The following is a 16,687-nucleotide window of genomic DNA, read 5'->3' on the forward strand; positions in this document are numbered from 1 at the left end:
TACCTGGGGCGTTTCGGTCTCGGTCCCCGGTCTGGTCTCCCCGGTCCCCGGTCTGGTCTCCTCGGTGTCTCGCGTGCCCGCCGCGCCTCGTGCCTCGGTCTCGACCTCCGTCCCTGCGGGGTTCGGGATGGCAAACTCACTTCGTTCGGGGAATGTTCCCGCAGAAGAGGGACTTTTCCAGCCCGAGTCTCGGGGGAGTCGGCGCCTCCGGGCAGCTCAGGGGGTGGCGGCGTGAGCGGCTCCGGCTCCGGCATCGGCTCGGGTTCCGGCGGCGGCGGCGGTAGGACCAACGTGAGCGGCTCCGGCAGCGGGGTCGAAATTGGCTCCGGCTCCGGCTCGGGTTCCGGCAGCGGCGGCGGAGGGACTGATCGTGCCGGGGAGTTCGGGGGGAGGGTCGCGATCGTCACGGGCGGCGCATCCGGGATCGGTGCCGCCGTCGCGGAGGAGCTGCTGGCTCGCGGCGCGCAGCTCGCCGTGTTCGACCTCAACGGGGCCGCGGTCGCAGGGCCGGCACTCGGCGTGAGCGTCGATGTGTCCGACCGGGCCTCGGTGGATGCCGGGGTCGCGGCCGTGCTCGACCGCTTCGGGCGACTCGACGTCGTCGTGAACTGCGCGGGCATCGGCGCGTTCGGCACAGTCGAGGACTCGAGCGACGACGACTGGGCGCGAGTGCTCGACGTCAACGTGCGGGGCGTCGCCCGCGTGTGCGCGGCAGCGATGCCGGCGCTGCGCGAGTCGGACGCGGCGGCGATCGTGAACCTCACCTCGATCGCCGCGACGACGGGAATCCAGCAGCGCGCGCTGTACTCGGCGACGAAGGGCGCCGTGCACGCGCTGACGCTCGCGATGGCGGCCGACCACGTGCACGACGGCATCCGCGTCAACGCCGTCTCGCCGGGCACGACCGACACGCCCTGGGTGCAGCGGATGGTCGCGAACGTCGCCGATCCGGAAGCGGAACGTGCCGCCATGAACGCCCGCCAGCCGACGGGCAGGCTCGTCACGCCGGCCGAGGTGGCGGGGGCGGTCGCGTACCTCGCGTCGCCGCTCTCCGCGTCGACGACGGGCAGCGTCCTGTCGGTCGACGGCGGCTTCGGCGGGCTCCGAGTGAGGCCGGTGCAGGCGTAGCAGCATCCGGTGGCGTGCGTTCGGTGAGGCGCGTTCGGTGAGGCGCGTGCGGCGAGCGCCGCTCACCTCACCGGATGCTGATCACTGCACGCCGCTCGTGGTGATCGTGACGGTCCACGGCCCGTCTGGCACCTCTTCGGCGTCGACGAAGGCCCAGTCGACGCGGTCGTTCGTGCCGTTGAGTGCGTCGAAGGCGAGGCATCCGTTGACGGCGGGGGAGACGTCGAGACCCGCCCCGTTGAAGCGGGTGTTCGTCGGGCGCTCGTCGGCGGCGCCGAAGACGTACCGGGCGTCGTCGTAGAGGGCGGGGCCGGCGTCCTGGATCTGCGCGTAGCAGTACCGGCCGTCGCGGTGGAGCACCACCCACCGGTTCTTCATGAGGCTCTCCGTGCGGTCGTCGACGATGCTCGCGTATTCGGGGTCGGACGCCCAGGGGACGACGTCGCCGCGCATCGCGAAGGCGGCGTCGTTGTGCACGTCGTCGAAGGGGAGGTCGAGGTAGAAGGGGTTCTGCAGCGGCGTGATCTGCGTTGGGAAGTAGTCGTCGTCGGCACTGCGTCGCTCGGTCTGGCAGGTGCTCGTCTCGTTCGGCCCGTTGATGAGGAGACCATCGCAACCGCCATACGACTCGTACCACTGGGAGTCGTAGGTGGAGATCATCTGGCTCCCGTCGGACGCGTTCGGGTCGAAGAGCTCGCCGACCCAGAAGGTCGTCGCGATGATGTCCGTGTGCCACGGGTACTGGCCGCTCGGGAGCTCCCGCGGCGCGGAGGCGGGGGAAGGTGCAGGGGCGGGCGCGGCCGCGCAGCCGACGAGCGCGAGCAGGAGCGCGGCTGCCGTGATGGCGCTTCGGCGGGCGCGCTTCATATGGCGACCGCCGCGCCGGTCCGGATGCCGCCGGGAGCGGTGCCCGGCGGCATCCGCTGCGACCCCGGGGTGCCGCCTGCGGCGTACATGCCGACGTCGTCGACGCGCAGCACACCGTCTTCGAAGAGGCTCAGGCCGAAGCTCATGCCCGTGTAGCCGGGCGGGATGGGCGGCGTCATCCAGATGGCGCGCTCGTAGCCGGATGCGGCCTGCAGGTAGGGGCTCGCGGTCCAGTACTCCCAGCTGCCCTCTGCCGTGCGCAGGTAGGTGACGAACTGGGTCTTGGCGGTCGAGGAGTACCAGGCGCGGAGCGAGTAGGAGGTGCCAGGCAGGACGGTGGGCGCGCAGGTCCCGAGGTCGAGTTGGGGGAGGAGCTTCGCGTCGCCGGAGGCGTGTCTGACGGTGGCGACGATGCCGGCGTACTCGCCGGAGTTGGCGGCTCGGCTGGTGCCGAAGTCGGTCGCGTTCTCTCCCCAGCTGCCCTCCATCCAGCAGGCGGGAACCCCGTCGGCGTCGACGCCCTCGAAGCCCGCGTTCTTGACGGCGTTGACGCCGGGTGGCGCTGGGGCTGCTTCCGGGGCGTCGCCCCGGGGACGGACGTCGCCGCCGATGGTGTCGCCGACGGTCTGCACGACCGTGCCGTTCGTCTCGGCGCGGGGCGTCAGCCACCTGAGGAAGTCGTCGAGGAGCTTCGGGGTGACGTTGAGCTCGCTGCAGCCGGTCTCGCAGAGGTCGTGGAAGGTGAGCTGCACCCATCCGCCGACGGATTCGGCGCTCGTGACGCTGTCCTGCAGGTCTTCGAGGGTCCAGGTGCTGTCGACCTGCGCGGGTGCTTCGGTGTAGAAGGCGTTCTTGGGTGGGATGCTCTCGGCTTCGGCGCACTCGCCGCACCCGAATCGGGTGCGCAGCTCGCCGAGGGAGCGGGCGCTGGAGTAGCCGCATTCCTCGGCGGCCGCTTCGACCTCCGGGGTGGTCGAGGCGAACGGATACGCGAGGCTGCGCACGTCGTACCCCCAGGTGAGGAGCGTGTTCCTGTCCCAGCACAGCTGGCGCTTCGCTTCGTCGAGGGGGAGGCTCGCGAGGTTGGGGTGGTCGACGGTGTGCCCGCCGATCTCGTGGCCGGCACGCGCCAGCTCGTCGAGCTCTGCGCGCGTGAAGTAGCCGGGCGCGTCGATGAGTCCGGATGAGACGAAGAACGTCGCCGGCACGCCGTTCGCGGCGAGCACGGGGGCGGCGTTCATCTGGTTGTCGCGGCCGTCGTCGAAGGTGAGGCTGACGACGGTCCACGGAGCGGGCGCGGCGGCGGCCGGGGGCGGCCCGGCCCAGCTCAGCAGCAGCGCGGCGCAGAGCGCCGCCGCGGCCGACATGGTGGCCGCGAGCCTGGCGCGTCGGCCCGCCTCACGCGGCGGGAGTCGGGACGCGCGCACTGCTCTGGAGTCCTCTCAGGGGCATCGGGGGAGATGGCATCTCCGAGATCCTGCTGTGGAGCTGGGGTGAGGAGAGCTCCCGGCCGCGGCGCCGCCACCGGTCCGCGAGGTGTCGGGCCTCGATGCTGTAGCCGTCGCCGAGGATGCGGAACTCGTGGATGTGCGCGGGGAGCGCGTCGACGTCGCTCGCGATGAACGCCTCGTTGGCTGTCCTGGCGTGGACGAGCGGTGCGCCGTGGGCGGCAGCGGCCAGGTGGCCGCGGCCGGCTTCGAGGACGATGATGCCGCAGTTCCCGTCGAGGCGGGCCACGGCGAGGTCGAGTGCGGAGTGCGCGGAGAGCCGGCGTCGGATGCCCTCCTCGACGAGGTGCGCGATGATCTCCGCGCACGACCAGGAGTCGTGGCCCGAGCGGTGGTGTCCGGCGGCGAGCAGCTCGTCGCCGAGGGCTCTCGCGTTGCGGATGCCGCCCGTGTGGACGACCGTGATGCCGCCCGTGCAGTCCGTGGCTGGCTGGCGGGAGTCGGTGGCGGCCTCCGACGCGTCGGCGACGATGACGCCGATGCCGGACCCGCACTCCTGGAGCGCCGGGGGCACGTCGATCCGCTCGAGCGGTCGGTTCGTGTGTGCGCCGATCGCCGTCCTGACGAGCGTCGTGCTCGCCCCGCGGTAGTCGCTGAGCGTCAACCCGGCGAGGGAGTGCCCTGGCCCCGACTGCCGGCGTAGGGCGCTGATGAGGCGCGGTGCTGCCTGGCCTGCCCCGATGCGGGCGACGATGGCGCTCACGACTGTCCGACGGGGGTCGCCGGTTCCCGGTTCGCGAGACGCATGACGTCGGCGGAACGAGCTCCCTGGGAGCGGACGTAGCCGGCGACGCGGTCGACGATCTCGGCGAGCGTCGTGCTCGGCACGTAGCCGACCCGGTTCGTGGCCTTGGTGTTGTTCGGGACGCGCCTGCGCATGTCCTCGAAGCCGGTCGCGTATGCCCGCTCGTACGGCACGAACTCGATGGTGCTGTCGCTGCCGAGCTGCGTGATGATCTGCCGTGCGAGCCCGAGCACGGACACCTCCTGCGCCCCGCCGAGGTTGTACGCCTCGCATCCGGGTTCCGAGAGTTCCGAGATCCGCACCATGGCGGGCACGATGTCGCCGACATAGCTGAAGCAGCGGGTCTGCGCGCCGTCGCCGAAGACGGTGACGGGCTCTCCTCGCAGAGCCTGCGTGATGAGGTTGGGGACCACCATGCCGTACCTGCCGGTCTGCCGCTCGCCGACGGTGTTGAACAGTCGGACGATGGAGACATCGAGGTTGTACTCGTCGGAGTAGGCCTTCGCGAAGGACTCGTCGAGCCCCTTCGCGGCCGCGTAGTTCCAGCGGCTGGCGAGCGGGGAGCCGAGGATCCGGTCGCTGTTCTCGTCGAGGCTGTCTGCCGTGTTCTTGCCGTAGATCTCGCTCGTGGACACGAGGAGCACTGAGGCGCCGCTTCCCACGGCGGCGTTGAGCACGTTCTCGGTGCCGTGGAGGTTGACACGCAGTCCTCGAAGGGGGTTCTCGACGATGAGCTTCACCCCGACGAGGGCTGCGAGATGGAAGACCCGGTCGCAGCCGTCGATCGCCTCGCGCACGCTCCTTGAGTCGAGGATCGAGCCGTAGGTGATCGTGAGCCGCGGGTTGGAGCGCGCTTCGATGAGGTTGCCGACGGACCCCGTCGACATGTCGTCGAGGATGACGACGTCGTCGCCTTGCGCGAGCAGATGTTCCACGAGGTGGCTGCCGACGAAGCCGGCGCCTCCCGTCACGAGTGTTCTCATGGTCGTTGCCTTTCGCTGTTCTCGTCGCGGGTCAGAGGAGGTGGCGGCCGGGCAGGTCGGTGCCCCGGTAGGTGCTGTCGAGGATGACCTGGTCTGCGCGTATCCAGGACAGGTCCTCTCCCGTGTGCCTCGTGTGGATGAGGATGAGGTCGGCGTCGAACGAGCTGGGGTCGTCGACTGATTCGAGGAGCCTCCCCGAGTGGAGGAGGGCGCTCGGGATGTGCGAGTCGGTGTAGGCGAGGTCGACGCCGAGCGCATCCAGGTGCGAGAGGATCTCGAGTGCCGGGGACTCGCGCAGGTCGGCGACGTCGGGCTTGTAGGCGATCCCGATGACGTGCACTCTGGTGCCCTCCAGGCCGAGGCCCAGCTGCAGGAGCAGGTCGCGGATGCGGTCGACGACCTGCCTCGGCCGTGCCGCGATCCGCGTCATCGCCTGGGTGATCATGGGCGCATCGACGCGCTCCTCCTTGAGCTGCCAGAGCAGGTAGTGGGGGTCGCAGGGGATGCAATGGCCGCCGACGCCGGGGCCCGGGTAGAAGGGCATGAAACCGTACGGCTTGGTGGCGGCCGCGTCGATGACCTCGGTGACGGGCACTCCGAGGCTGGAGCAGACGTCGGCGAACTCGTTGGCGAGGGCGATGTTGACGGCCCTGAAGGTGTTCTCCAGGATCTTCGTCATCTCGGCGACCTCGAGGCTCGAGACGCGGTGCACGGCGTCCGCGTAGCGGCCCAGGAGGGTGGCGCCCGCTTCCTCGCAGGCTGGGGTGGCGCCGCCGACGACGCGGGGCACGACCTCCTGGGAGAACTGGTCGACGCCCGGGTTGATGCGCTCGGCGCTGAACACGACGTGGACGTCGCTGCCGACGGCCAGGCCGCGCTTGCGGAGAGGCGTGACGAGGAAGTCCTCGGTGCAGCCGATGTAGGTGGTCGAGGTGAGCATGAGCAGCTGCCCCACGACGGCCGCGGCGACGGCGGTCGCGGCTGCCGCGGCGAGGAGGCTCAGGTCGGGGACGAGGTGCACGTCGACGGGGGTGGGCACGCACACCACGATGGCGGCGGCCCTGCTCAGGAGCTCCTGGTCGTCGGTGAGTGCGAAGCCGTCGTCCTGGAGCGCGGTGGCGAGTCGGCGGCGATCGCCGTCGAGCAGATCTGCATCCTGAGCCCGGATCGTGGAGAGCCGGCGCTGCGAGACATCGAGCGCCAGGACGCGGCTGCCTGCTGCGTGGTAGGCGAGAGCGGTGGGAAGTCCGACGTAGCCGAGGCCGACGATGGCCACGTCGTAGTCGAAGCTCGTCTGCGTGGTGGGAGGCCGCACATCCTGCGTGAGGGGCACCGGGCTGAGGGAGATCGCGACCGCGGGGCCGCTCTCGAAGGTGGTCATGGGGAGTCTCCAGAATCGACAGAGCATCGCCCCCTGGGGAAAGGGCGCTGCAGATGGGTGCGGCGGTCGGCGTTGACTCGCTCCGCGTCAACAGCTTGGCCCCGCCCGCACCGGCGATCAACAGCCGACCGAGAGGTTGGCGGCTTTCCGAGACGGCCCTCGATTTCTTGCGGGAAACCGAAGCGGCATTGCGGTCTCACGAAGGCGATGAGCATCTACCGTCGGGAGGGCGACGAAGCGATTCGGACGCTGGGAGCAGCGGAACAGCCGCCTGCCCCGAGGCCGATCACAGCGAGGTGATGACGCGGATGCTCGACGAACTCCCGAAGCTGGTGGTGCTCGTGGCCCTCATCGCCGCCAGCTTCAGCCTCTCCACAGTGCTGTGGTCGGGTGCTGGGCTGCTGCGGATCGTCGCCGCTCGAGTGTGGCAGCGCGACGGAGCGCGCCACTCGAGCGCGGGGGGAGGCGCGGGCAGCGGTGAGCGCCGCGCTCCCCGGCGCCTCGAGCCGAGCGACGTTGCCGTGCTGATCGCCGCCCACAACGAGGAGCTGGTCATCGGCGACACCATCCGTTCGGCCGCAGCCCAGGTCCCGGCCGCGAACATCTTCGTCGCCTCGGACGGCTCGACGGATGGCACGGTCGCGCTCGCGGAAGCCGCTGGGGTGCAGGTGATCGATATCTTCCCGAACCGGGGCAAGGCCGGTGCGCTGGTCGAGGGAATCTCGAGGTTCTCGCTCCGGGATCGGTTCCAGGTGGTGCTGCTCCTTGATGCCGACAGCAGACTCAGGCCCGACTATCTGCTGACTGGGCTGCCGCTCTTCGACGACGCTGGCACGGTCGCGGTGGCCGGGAGGGCGACGAGTGCCCTGCATCCGCGCCCGGAGACCTGGCTGGGGCGCCTGCTCACCGCGTACCGGGAACGCACCTACGTGTTCGTGCAGTGCATGCAGAAGTTCGGCCAGGCGTCGCGGCGGGCGAATGCGGTTGCCATCGTTCCCGGGTTCGCGAGCATGTACCGCACAAGCATCCTCGACTCCGTCGATATCGATGCGGCGGGGCTGGCGATCGAGGACTACAACATGACCTTCGAGGTGCACGCGAAGCGGCTCGGGCGCATCGCATTCCATCCGAGCTGTGCGGTCGCGGAGACGCAGGATCCTGACACGTTGCGGGACTACGTGCTGCAGATGCGTCGCTGGAGTCTCGGCTTCTGGCAGACGGTGCGCAGGCATGGGGCGCACGTCGGGGTGTTCTGGTTCTCCGTCGGGGTCAGCATCGTGGAGGTGCTCGTGACGAGCATCATCCTGGTGCTCGCGCTGCCAATGCTGCTGCTGTCGACCCTTGCCTGGCTGCTCGCCGACGTCGCGCGCCTCGGCGGTGCAGGGTTCGAGTGGGCTGTGGCCATCGCGGGGGCGGTCCCGCCGGTGATCGTGCTGCTCGGGCTCCTCATCCCAGACCTGTGCGTCACCCTCATCGCCGCGGTCCTGTCGCGCCGCCTCCCCCACGCGTCCGCGATCTGCTTCCCGCTCCTGCGCATCGTGGATGCGGCGGTCTGCATGCTCACCCTCGTGCGAGCGTTCGGGTCGGCCGGGGACGGCCGCTGGATCAGCCCGACCAGGCGGAGCACCCCGGCGATCGAGGGTCGCGGCGTGGACCCGACCCCGGACCCGACCCCGGACTCGGACCCAGACTCGGACCTGGCCCCGGACCGGGCAGTGGCTGAGGTCGTCAGACGAGCAGCGACATGAGCGCCACGAGGCGCGCCCTGGAGTCGACGCCGAGCTTGCGGTAGATGCGGGTGAGGCGGAGCTCGACGGTGCGCTGCGACACGAACAGGATGCCGGCGATCTCACGGTTGCGGTGGCCGCTCCAGACGAGCTGAGCGAGTTCGAGTTCGCGGGTGTCCAGCTGCGAGATGAGCGCTGAGGCCCCCTTGCGTTGCGGCGCGGGCTGGGCTGCCCGTGCTGCGTCTGGCGGAGCGGCCGGCGGCGGCTCCTCTAATCGTCGGCGGCGCGCCGCGAGGACTCGCGTGTGCTCGTGCGTGTGGGTGAGACCGTCCGGCACCAGGGCGCTGGCGGCATCGAAGGCGAGCGCTGCGAGTGCGTCCGTGGGTGCACAGACCGCCGCCGAACGAGCGGCGGCTGCGGTCGCCCAGGTTGAGGGATGCTCCCGCGAGGCTGCCTCCAGCCGTCGCAGCTCCTCGCCTGCCTCGTCGTGCCGCCCCGCGAGCCACAGGGCCTCGATGAGTTCCGCATCCGCGCGGAGGATCGATGGGTTCCGCCGGAACGATGCCTGCGAACGCTTCGCGAGCCGCAGCTCCCGGATGGCGTCGTCGTACCTGCCCTCGATGAGGGCCCGGCTGCCGGCGAGCACCGCGACGTGCGGGCGAAGCGTGCTGTTGTCGTCCTGATCGCACTGCTCGCGTGCCCGCTCGATGAGCTCGTTCACCCGAGTCGAGGGGCTCTGGTCGAGCATCGCGGCGGCCGCCGCGATCAGGTACCTGCGCGGTGCATCCGGTGCTGGCTCTGGCAGCTCGAGCGTGGTCCACAGGGTGAGGGCCTGTCTCAGCTTGTCGAGGTTGCCGAGTCGCAGCTCGAGCATGGTGAGCAGCGCGAGCGCGGATTCTCTCAGGAGGAGCGCAAGGGGCCCGGCAGCGGTGAGGTCGTCGATGGTGCGTCTGGCCTCCGCATACCGTTCATCCAGGATCAGGATGCGACAGAGCAGGAAGGCATCTTCTGCGGGGAGGGGCGAGCGGTCGTGGATTGCACCGGATAGCTGCTTCTCGGGTTCGCCACCGGGGAGCACCGGAGCTTCGCCGTCGCTGGCAGCTGCGATCGTGGCGAGGAGCCGGTAAGCCAGGGAGTCGACGAGCTGCAGCTCGACCGCGCGTCGGAGGGTGAGCTCCAGCGGTTGGACGTCCCACCGCTCCAGGTGCAGTCGGGCGAGGGTGATGAGGAGGATCGAGCACGCCTCGGGTGCGCTCGCGCGGTGGGTCTGCACGAGAGCGGCGCCGGCCGAGTCGGCGACGATGTGCTCGATCGCGAACGTGCAGAGCATGCTGACCCTCGCCGCGCGGAGCTCCCCTGCTGGCGAGTGCTGCAGGGCTCGGCCGAACCCCAGGTAGCGACGGGCCAGGCTGAACTCGCCCTGGAAGAACAAGGCCTCGGCGAGGAGGGAGAGGAGGTCGCCGCGGCCGGGCAGCATGCTGCGCAGCGAGAGCGCCCGCTCCGCGAACTCCACCGACGTCGCGATCTCGCCAGCCCTCGCCGAGGCTTCCGCGTAGCCGAGCAGATCCAACTCGAGGTTCTCGCCACCATCGAGGAAGCTCCGGTGCCAGAGCGCGATGCCGGGCGACCGTTCGGCGTGGAGGTCCGCGCCGAGCGCGTGCAGCTCCCGTCGTCGACGGGCATCCATCGCGGCGTGCAGAGCGGCTCGCTCGACCGGGTCTGCGATGTGCACGCGGTCGTCCGAGACATCGACGATCCCGTGTGCGATGAGGTCCTCGAGTGCGTCCTGCTGCGCCCAGGACGAACTGCTGAGGGCGGTACGCGAGGAGAACGGGGCCAGGGCGATGAGCCCCAGGAGGTCGTCGCAGTCGTGGGAGGCGAGCGAAGCCGCTTCCGGGACGACGGCGTGGGGCACTCGGAGCGGGATGCGGATCGGGTCGACGCCGTCTCGCTCACGCTGGTTGAGTCTTGCCGAGACGATCAGCCCAGGCCGACCCGCGGAGGCGACGGCGAGGAGCATGAGCGCCTCCCGGGTCGCACCGTCCGGGGATGCCGACGCGGCTATGTCCACGGACTCCGCCCGGGAGAGGGCGCTCAGCGGATGCTGCCGGAACCCGACGAAGACCGAGCCGCGCGCGATGTTCGTCGCCGTCGCAGCGATGCGCAATCCGGTGCCGGGGAGCCGCGGCACGAGGTGCTCGAGCACTGCGGCGCTGTCGGAGTCGAGCAGATCGATGTCGTCGACGAAGAGGGCGAGGGGAGCCGCGTTCGCGCGGAGCTGTCTCGCGAACTCGTCGGCGAGGTGCAGCGGGTGCAGCCGCTCGGCTCTGACCAGCGCGAGCTGCTCTGCGATGCTCTTCTGGGCCGGCCCGCCGAGGCTGAGCGCGATGAGCGACAGCCCCGAGTACGACCATTGGCTCTCGCTGCGCCTCAGCCGGATGAGCTTCGCGCCGAGCTCGGCCGCAGCGGCCTCGAGCAGGAGCGTCTTGCCGACCTGCCGTGGGCCCGTGAAGAGGAGGAAGTCCTCCGCGCCCTCCGAGAGCATCGCCGAGAGAAGCGCCAGTTCGCGGTTCCGTCCCAGCATCGCTGCGTCCACTCTCCCGCCGGTGGCGCATCGATCGGGGAGGGGAGTGGCGGGGATCGTCGCCTCCGGGTGGGATGAGTTTAGATGCCGTTGCATGAAGACTCATGTAGTCACCCCGGGTTTCACCCCGGGCCGGAGGTGCTCAGATGCTCTGCGCGCTTGGCCTAGCGGGACAGGCTGACGAAGCTGTACCGGATGCCGGTGCGGGAGGTCAGCCAGCCCTCCGACGGCTCACGGGCATCCACCGACCACTCCTCGCCCGACCAGTCGGGGGCGTACGCGTCGCCGGGGACGTCGAGGTCGATCTCGGTCACCTCGAGGCGGTCGGCGCGCGCGATGGCCTCGCGATAGAGCTCCCCTCCGCCCATGACCCACACGTCGGCGTCGGCGTTTGCATTGGCGTCGGCGTCTGCGTCGGTGCCCGTGCCTGCGAGGGTGAGCGCCTCCTCGAGTGAACCGGCGCGCTCGGCCCCCTCTGCGGCCCAGTCGGCCTGCCGCGTCACGACGATGTTCCGACGCCCCGGCAGGGGACGGAAACGCTCCGGGAGCGAGTCCCAGGTCTTGCGGCCCATGATCACGGGGTGCTTGAGCGTGACGGCCTTGAAGTGCGCCAGGTCCTCCGGCACGTGCCAGGGGATGCCGCCCTCGGCCCCGATCACGCCGCCGCGCGCCTGCGCCCAGACGAGCCCGACGCTCATACCGCGATCGCCGCGCGGATCGTGGGGTGGTGCTCGTAGTTCGCGACCTCGAAGTCCTCGAATTCGTAGTCGAAGATCGTGTCGGGGGTGCGGTGGATGCGCAGCTGCGGGTACGGGTACGGGTCCCGCGTCAGCTGCTCCCGCACCTGCTCCTCGTGGTTGTCGTAGATGTGCACGTCGCCGCCCGTCCACACGAACTCACCGGGCTCGAGCCCCGTCTGCTGCGCCACCATGAGCGTGAGCATGGCGTAGGAGGCGATGTTGAACGGCACGCCGAGGAACAGGTCGGCGCTGCGCTGGTACAGCTGGCAGGAGAGCTTGCCGTCGGCGACGTAGAACTGGAAAAGGGCGTGGCACGGGGGCAGCGCCATGGTGGAGATCTCGGCCGGGTTCCAGGCCGTGACGATGTGGCGGCGGGAGTCGGGGTTGTCGCGGATCTGTGCCACGACCTGCTCGATCTGGTCGATGTGGCCGCCCTCGGGGGTCGGCCAGGAGCGCCACTGCACGCCGTACACGGGGCCGAGGTCGCCGTTCTCGTCGGCCCACTCGTCCCAGATCTTCACGCCGCGCTCCTGCAGCCAGCGCACGTTCGAGTCTCCGCGGAGGAACCACAGCAGTTCGTACGCGATGGACTTGAAGTGCACGCGCTTCGTCGTGATGAGCGGGAAGCTCTCCGACAGGTCGAACCGCAGCTGGCGGCCGAACACGCTGCGCGTCCCCGTGCCGGTGCGGTCGGACTTGCGGGCGCCGGTCTCGAGCACGTCGCGCAGCAGGTCTTCGTACGGGGTCTTGATCTCCGAAGTCACGTCCCGAGGATACGCCTCGGCGCCCTCTGGGGCATCTCGCGGGAGACGACACCTACGCTCGGGGCATGAGCACCCCCGCAGCCCCTCCGTCCGCGCCCGCACGTCTGCTGATCGCCGGCTTCGGCAAGCTCGGCGCGCGGCTGGGGGAGCGGTACGCGGCCCGCGGCACCGAGGTGTTCGGCGTGCGGCGCGGCGAGCGCACGGCAGGCGCGGGCGTCGAGCTCATCCGCGCCGACCTGGCCGACTCAGACGCCACACCCGCTTCCCTGCCCGGCGTCGACGCGCTGGTCATCACGCTCCCGCCGCCTGCCGTCGACGGCGTCGTCGCGCCCGACGGCTACCGTCGCCCCCTCGAGACGCTCGCAGCGAGCCTGCCGAGCATCCCGGACAGGGTCGTATTCGTGTCCTCGACGCGTGTGTTCGAAGGCAGGGGCGACGGCTCCTCGATCAGCGAGACGGACGCGCCGGCACCGACCTCGGACCGGGGCCGCGCGCTCGTCGACGGCGAGCGCCGCGCGGTCGAGCTGTTCGGCGCCTCCGTCGTGCGGCCATCGGGAATCTACGGCCCGGGGCGGGACAGCCTCATCCGGCGTGTGCTCGCTGGCGACCCCATCCAGTACGCCCGCCGGACGAATCGGGTGCACGAGACCGACCTCGTGCGCGCCATCGAGGCGCTCCTCGAGCGGGCCGACGCGCCCCAGCTGCTGCACGCGACCGACGCCACCCCGGCTTCCCTCGGCGAGGTCGCGACCTTCGTGGCGGGCGAGCTGGGGGTGGATGCGCCCCCGCGCATCCACCCGGAAGCAGCCGGCGGCACCCTGCTGAGCGGCGAGCGGATGCACGCGTTCCTCGGCGCTCTCGACTACCCCGGCTACCGCGACGGCTACGCCGAGATGGTGCGCCTGCGCGCGGCCTGACCCCGCCGCCGCCGCTCCCTCCCGCTGCGCCTGCCCCTCCCGCTGCGCGCGCCCTCCCCGCTGCCCAGGGCTGAGTTGTGGTTGTCCTCGCGCGATTTTGACGACCACAACTGCGCTTTGGGCGCGCGTGCCGAGCTTGGCGGGCACGCCCGGCGCTCGGGCGCGGGGTGTGGGGTGCGGGATGCGGGGTGCGGACAGCTAGGTGCGGACGGCGCGGGCCCAGCGCGGGTCCGGTAGGAGCGACGCGCGCGGCAGCGGAGCGGGTGCGCGGCATACTGGTGGCGTCGCCGCGAGGCGCCTGCTCCGCCCCCAGCTCCACCCCGCACTCGTCGCCCGTCGCCAAGGGGGACGCCCGAAGGAGTCGCATGCCCGAGCCAGAAGCCCCCGACGAGACCGCGGGTGCGCCCTCACCCGCGCAACGATCCCCATCGTCGCCCGTTCTCGGACAGTCCATTCCCGGACAGTCCATCTCCGCACAGCCCGTTCCGGGGCAGTCCGTTCCCGCACAACCCGTCTCCGCGTTCCCTGACGCCGACGCGTTCATCCTCACCGCCGGCACGATCGTGACGATGGATGCGCAGCTGCCGCGTGCATCCGCGGTCGCGGTCGCCGGCGCGAAGATCGTCGCCGTCGGCACGCTCGCCGAGTGCGCGGAGGTTCTGCCGGGGGCCCCGGTGCTCGAGAGCGGCGCACCCGTGCTCATGCCCGGCTTCATCGACCCGCACAGCCACCCGTTCCTGAGCGGACTCGCCACGCAGCTCCCGGCGCTGTCGATCGCGCCGTGGAAGGCGCCGCAGTGGAGCGACGTGCTGAGCGTCTTCTCGCAGGCGATGGCGGAGAACGACGCGGGTCTTCCCCTGCTCTTCAACGGCTTCGACGCGCTCCTGCACGGTCGCCCAACCCCGACGGCCGCCGACCTCGATGAGATCTTCGGCGACCGGATCGCTGTGGTCGTCGACAACTCCGGGCACGCCTGCTCGTTCACGTCGGCGCTCATCCGCAGTCGCGGCTGGGATGCGCATCCGCCCGCCGACCCGATCGGGGGATCCTTCGCGCGCGACGCCGACGGCGCCCTCACCGGCATCTCGTACGAGATCCCCGCCAACACGGCCGTGCTCGGGCCCGTCATGCAGCAGCTCGGCGGCAACCCTCTCGGCAGCGCAGCCGAGTACTACGCCCTCATGGCGCGCGCCGGCATCACCTCGACGTCCGACATGACGTTCTCTGCCGACCTCGCCCCCGCCTACGAGGCGCTCGCCGCCATGCCGTCCTCGCCGCTGCGCGTGAGCCTGTGGGAGGTGTCGACCGCCGCAGATCCGGGGACCGCCGTGACGTTCGCCGCGGGGGAGGAGCGACTCGTCAAGCAGGGCGTGAAGCTCTGGACCGATGGGTCCCCGTGGATCGGCAACGTCGCCACCTCCTTCCCCTACGTCGCGAGCGAGGCGACCGAGCGAGCGGGCATCGACCCCGCGACGGCGGGCGGCGCATCCGCCATGAACTACTCGCGCGCGCAGGTGGATGCGATCCTCGACCGCTGCGCGCCGCTCGGCTGGCAGATGTCGTTCCACGCGAACGGCGACCTGGCCATCGACTTCGCTCTCGACGCCTACGAGCGCGCGCTCGCCGAGCACGGTCTGCTCGGCACCGACCACCGCTGGCGCATCGAGCACGCGGGGGCTGGGCGCCGCGAGCAGTTCGAGCGGGCCGCGCGCCTCGGCGTCCACGTCTCGCTCGCGCCGTTCCAGTACTACTTCTGGGGCGACCTCCTCGACGGGCACATGTTCGCGCCCGAGCACGGCGCGCGCTGGCAGGCGTTCGCCGAGGCGGTCGAGGCGGGGGTCGTTGTGTCGCTGCACAACGACGGCTCCGTGTCCCCGCCGGCACCCATCCTGAACGTGCAGACTGCCGTGACCCGGCGCACGAGCAGCGGGCACATCCACGCCCCGCAGCAGGCGATCTCGGTGGATGCGGCGCTCAAGGCCCACACGATCGACGCGGCCCGCACCCTCCACCGGGAGCACCTCGTCGGATCGATCGCGGTGGGCAAGCTCGCCGACTTCGTGGAGCTGAGCGCCGACCCGTACGAGGTGGCGCCGCGCTATCTGGCGGAGCGCGTGCAGGTCCTCGGAACGTGGGTGGATGGGGCGCGCGTCGACCTGCCGGAGTTCCTCGCTTCGGCGCACGCCAGCGACCCTGCGCCGCACGCCCACCACGCGGGCCGCGGTCACACGGGGCACGGCTGCTGAGCCGCGTGCGGGGCGGGCCTGGCGTACGGGCTCCCGCGTGTGAGGTCGCGCGGGCCGGGCCGGGCCTGGCGTAGCGGGTCTCGCGTGCGGGTTCTCGCTGGCCGGGCTGGGCCGGGCCGCGCGCGGTTGCGTCCGGAGTCTTGGGTGCCGAGTCTTGCGTGCCGAGTCTTGCGTGCCGTGCCGCGCGCGCCGGCCCGCCAGAGTTGTGGCCTGGTGCGGTTGGAGCCGGGGTTGGCTGCATCTACCCACAACTCTCTGCGGGAGGGGCGTCTGCGTGGCGGCGAGGCGGCGGGGTTGCGTGGGTGCGTGGATGCGCCCGTATCCGTATCCGTATCGGCGCCGCTTCCGCAGAGTTGTGGCGGGGTGCGGTTGAGATCGCGGTTGGCGGCACTTGGCCACAACTCTCCGAGCGTCCCGGTTCCTGGCGTGAGTGGATAGGTTCCGCTGGCCGCTGGCCGCTGGCTGCTCGCCCTTCGCCGTTGGGGCTCGGGCTCCGAGGTCGGTGGACCCGACCCGACTCGGCGCCCACAGAGTTGTCGCTTGGTGCGGTTGGGGGCGGGATGGGCAGCGCTTGCCCACAACTCTTTGATCGCTCGCGCTCTGTGGAACCGCGTCCGCTCCCGCAGCGTTGTGGCTTGGTGCGGTTGGGGCCGGGGGTAGCGGCATCTCCCCACAACTCTCTGCGGGAGGGGTCTGAGAGGCGTCCGGGTGGCGTCCGCGTCCCCGTCCGCGGAGTTGCGGCTTGGTGCGCTTGGGGCCTGGGCGGGGAGCACTTGGCCACAACTCTCCAAGCATCCTGGTTCCTGGTGTGAGTGGATAGGTTCTGCTCGCTGCTGGCCGCTGGCTGCTGGCCGCTGCCCGCTGGCCGCTCGACGCTCGCCGCTGGAGCTCGGGCTCCGAGGTCGGTGGACCCGACGCGGCGCCCACAGCGTTGTGGCTTGGTGCGGTTGGGGTCGGGGTTAGCGGCATCTACCCACAACTCTCTGCGGGAGGGGTCTGAGAGGCGTCCGGGTGGCGTCCGCGTCCCCGTCCCCGTCCGCGTTCGCGTCCCCGTCCGCGTCCGCGGAGTTGTGGCGGGGTGCGGTCGGGGACGCGAA

Annotated in this window: 12 protein-coding genes; 4 read left to right on the forward strand and 8 right to left on the reverse strand. The window is 71.0% G+C overall.

Going from position 1 to position 16,687, the window contains the following annotated elements:
* Positions 1–399 precede the first annotated feature (399 nt).
* Complete coding sequence (locus tag C5E10_RS18190) at positions 400–1,128, forward strand: SDR family NAD(P)-dependent oxidoreductase (protein WP_258071216.1); 729 nt, start codon at positions 400–402, stop codon at positions 1,126–1,128.
* Between the two features lie 81 nt (positions 1,129–1,209).
* On the opposite strand, the gene C5E10_RS18195 is transcribed toward C5E10_RS18190, so the two are convergent.
* From C5E10_RS18195 to C5E10_RS18215, 5 genes are read right to left on the reverse strand one after another with little or no spacing between them, the layout of a single operon-like run.
* The gene (locus C5E10_RS18195; protein WP_104332850.1) at positions 1,210–1,995 is read right to left on the reverse strand and encodes a hypothetical protein; all 786 of its coding nucleotides are present in this window, start codon (positions 1,993–1,995) and stop codon (positions 1,210–1,212) included.
* Complete coding sequence (locus C5E10_RS18200) at positions 1,992–3,422, reverse strand: polysaccharide deacetylase family protein (protein ID WP_104332851.1); 1,431 nt, start codon at positions 3,420–3,422, stop codon at positions 1,992–1,994. The genes C5E10_RS18195 and C5E10_RS18200 overlap by 4 nt, the downstream gene beginning before the upstream one ends.
* On the reverse strand, positions 3,394–4,206 hold the full coding sequence (locus C5E10_RS18205) for a hypothetical protein (protein WP_104332852.1): 813 nt from the start codon (positions 4,204–4,206) through the stop codon (positions 3,394–3,396). The genes C5E10_RS18200 and C5E10_RS18205 overlap by 29 nt, the downstream gene beginning before the upstream one ends.
* The gene (locus C5E10_RS18210; RefSeq protein ID WP_104332853.1) at positions 4,203–5,231 is read right to left on the reverse strand and encodes an NAD(P)-dependent oxidoreductase; all 1,029 of its coding nucleotides are present in this window, start codon (positions 5,229–5,231) and stop codon (positions 4,203–4,205) included. The genes C5E10_RS18205 and C5E10_RS18210 overlap by 4 nt, the downstream gene beginning before the upstream one ends.
* A 31-nt stretch (positions 5,232–5,262) precedes the next feature.
* Positions 5,263–6,612: a nucleotide sugar dehydrogenase gene (locus C5E10_RS18215; protein ID WP_104332854.1), complete on the reverse strand. Its 1,350-nt coding sequence runs from the start codon at positions 6,610–6,612 to the stop codon at positions 5,263–5,265.
* A 308-nt stretch (positions 6,613–6,920) separates the two neighbouring features.
* Here C5E10_RS18215 and C5E10_RS18220 point away from each other — a divergent pair, with 308 nt between their 5' ends.
* Positions 6,921–8,360 (forward strand): glycosyltransferase family 2 protein, encoded by a 1,440-nt coding sequence (locus C5E10_RS18220; RefSeq protein ID WP_104332859.1) that lies wholly within the window; start codon positions 6,921–6,923, stop codon positions 8,358–8,360.
* Here the strand turns inward: C5E10_RS18220 and C5E10_RS18225 are convergent.
* From C5E10_RS18225 to C5E10_RS18235, 3 genes are all read right to left on the reverse strand, one after another.
* Positions 8,341–10,923 (reverse strand): helix-turn-helix transcriptional regulator, encoded by a 2,583-nt coding sequence (locus C5E10_RS18225; RefSeq protein WP_181062830.1) that lies wholly within the window; start codon positions 10,921–10,923, stop codon positions 8,341–8,343. The two genes, C5E10_RS18220 and C5E10_RS18225, sit on opposite strands and share 20 nt — an antisense overlap.
* A gap of 164 nt (positions 10,924–11,087) precedes the next feature.
* Positions 11,088–11,621: a dihydrofolate reductase gene (locus tag C5E10_RS18230; RefSeq protein ID WP_104332856.1), complete on the reverse strand. Its 534-nt coding sequence runs from the start codon at positions 11,619–11,621 to the stop codon at positions 11,088–11,090.
* A complete protein-coding gene (locus tag C5E10_RS18235) occupies positions 11,618–12,427 on the reverse strand; it encodes a thymidylate synthase (protein ID WP_104298174.1) in 810 nt (269 codons plus the stop codon). Before C5E10_RS18235 ends, C5E10_RS18230 begins: the two co-directional genes overlap by 4 nt.
* Positions 12,428–12,492: 65 nt before the next feature.
* Here C5E10_RS18235 and C5E10_RS18240 point away from each other — a divergent pair, with 65 nt between their 5' ends.
* On the forward strand, positions 12,493–13,344 hold the full coding sequence (locus tag C5E10_RS18240; protein WP_104332857.1) for a sugar nucleotide-binding protein: 852 nt from the start codon (positions 12,493–12,495) through the stop codon (positions 13,342–13,344).
* A 365-nt stretch (positions 13,345–13,709) separates the two neighbouring features.
* Positions 13,710–15,590 (forward strand): amidohydrolase, encoded by a 1,881-nt coding sequence (locus tag C5E10_RS18245; protein WP_219820418.1) that lies wholly within the window; start codon positions 13,710–13,712, stop codon positions 15,588–15,590.
* The last annotated feature ends 1,097 nt before the right edge of the window (positions 15,591–16,687 follow it).

Source organism: Pseudoclavibacter sp. RFBG4 (genome assembly GCF_002931515.1).
Taxonomy (GTDB): domain Bacteria; phylum Actinomycetota; class Actinomycetes; order Actinomycetales; family Microbacteriaceae; genus Pseudoclavibacter.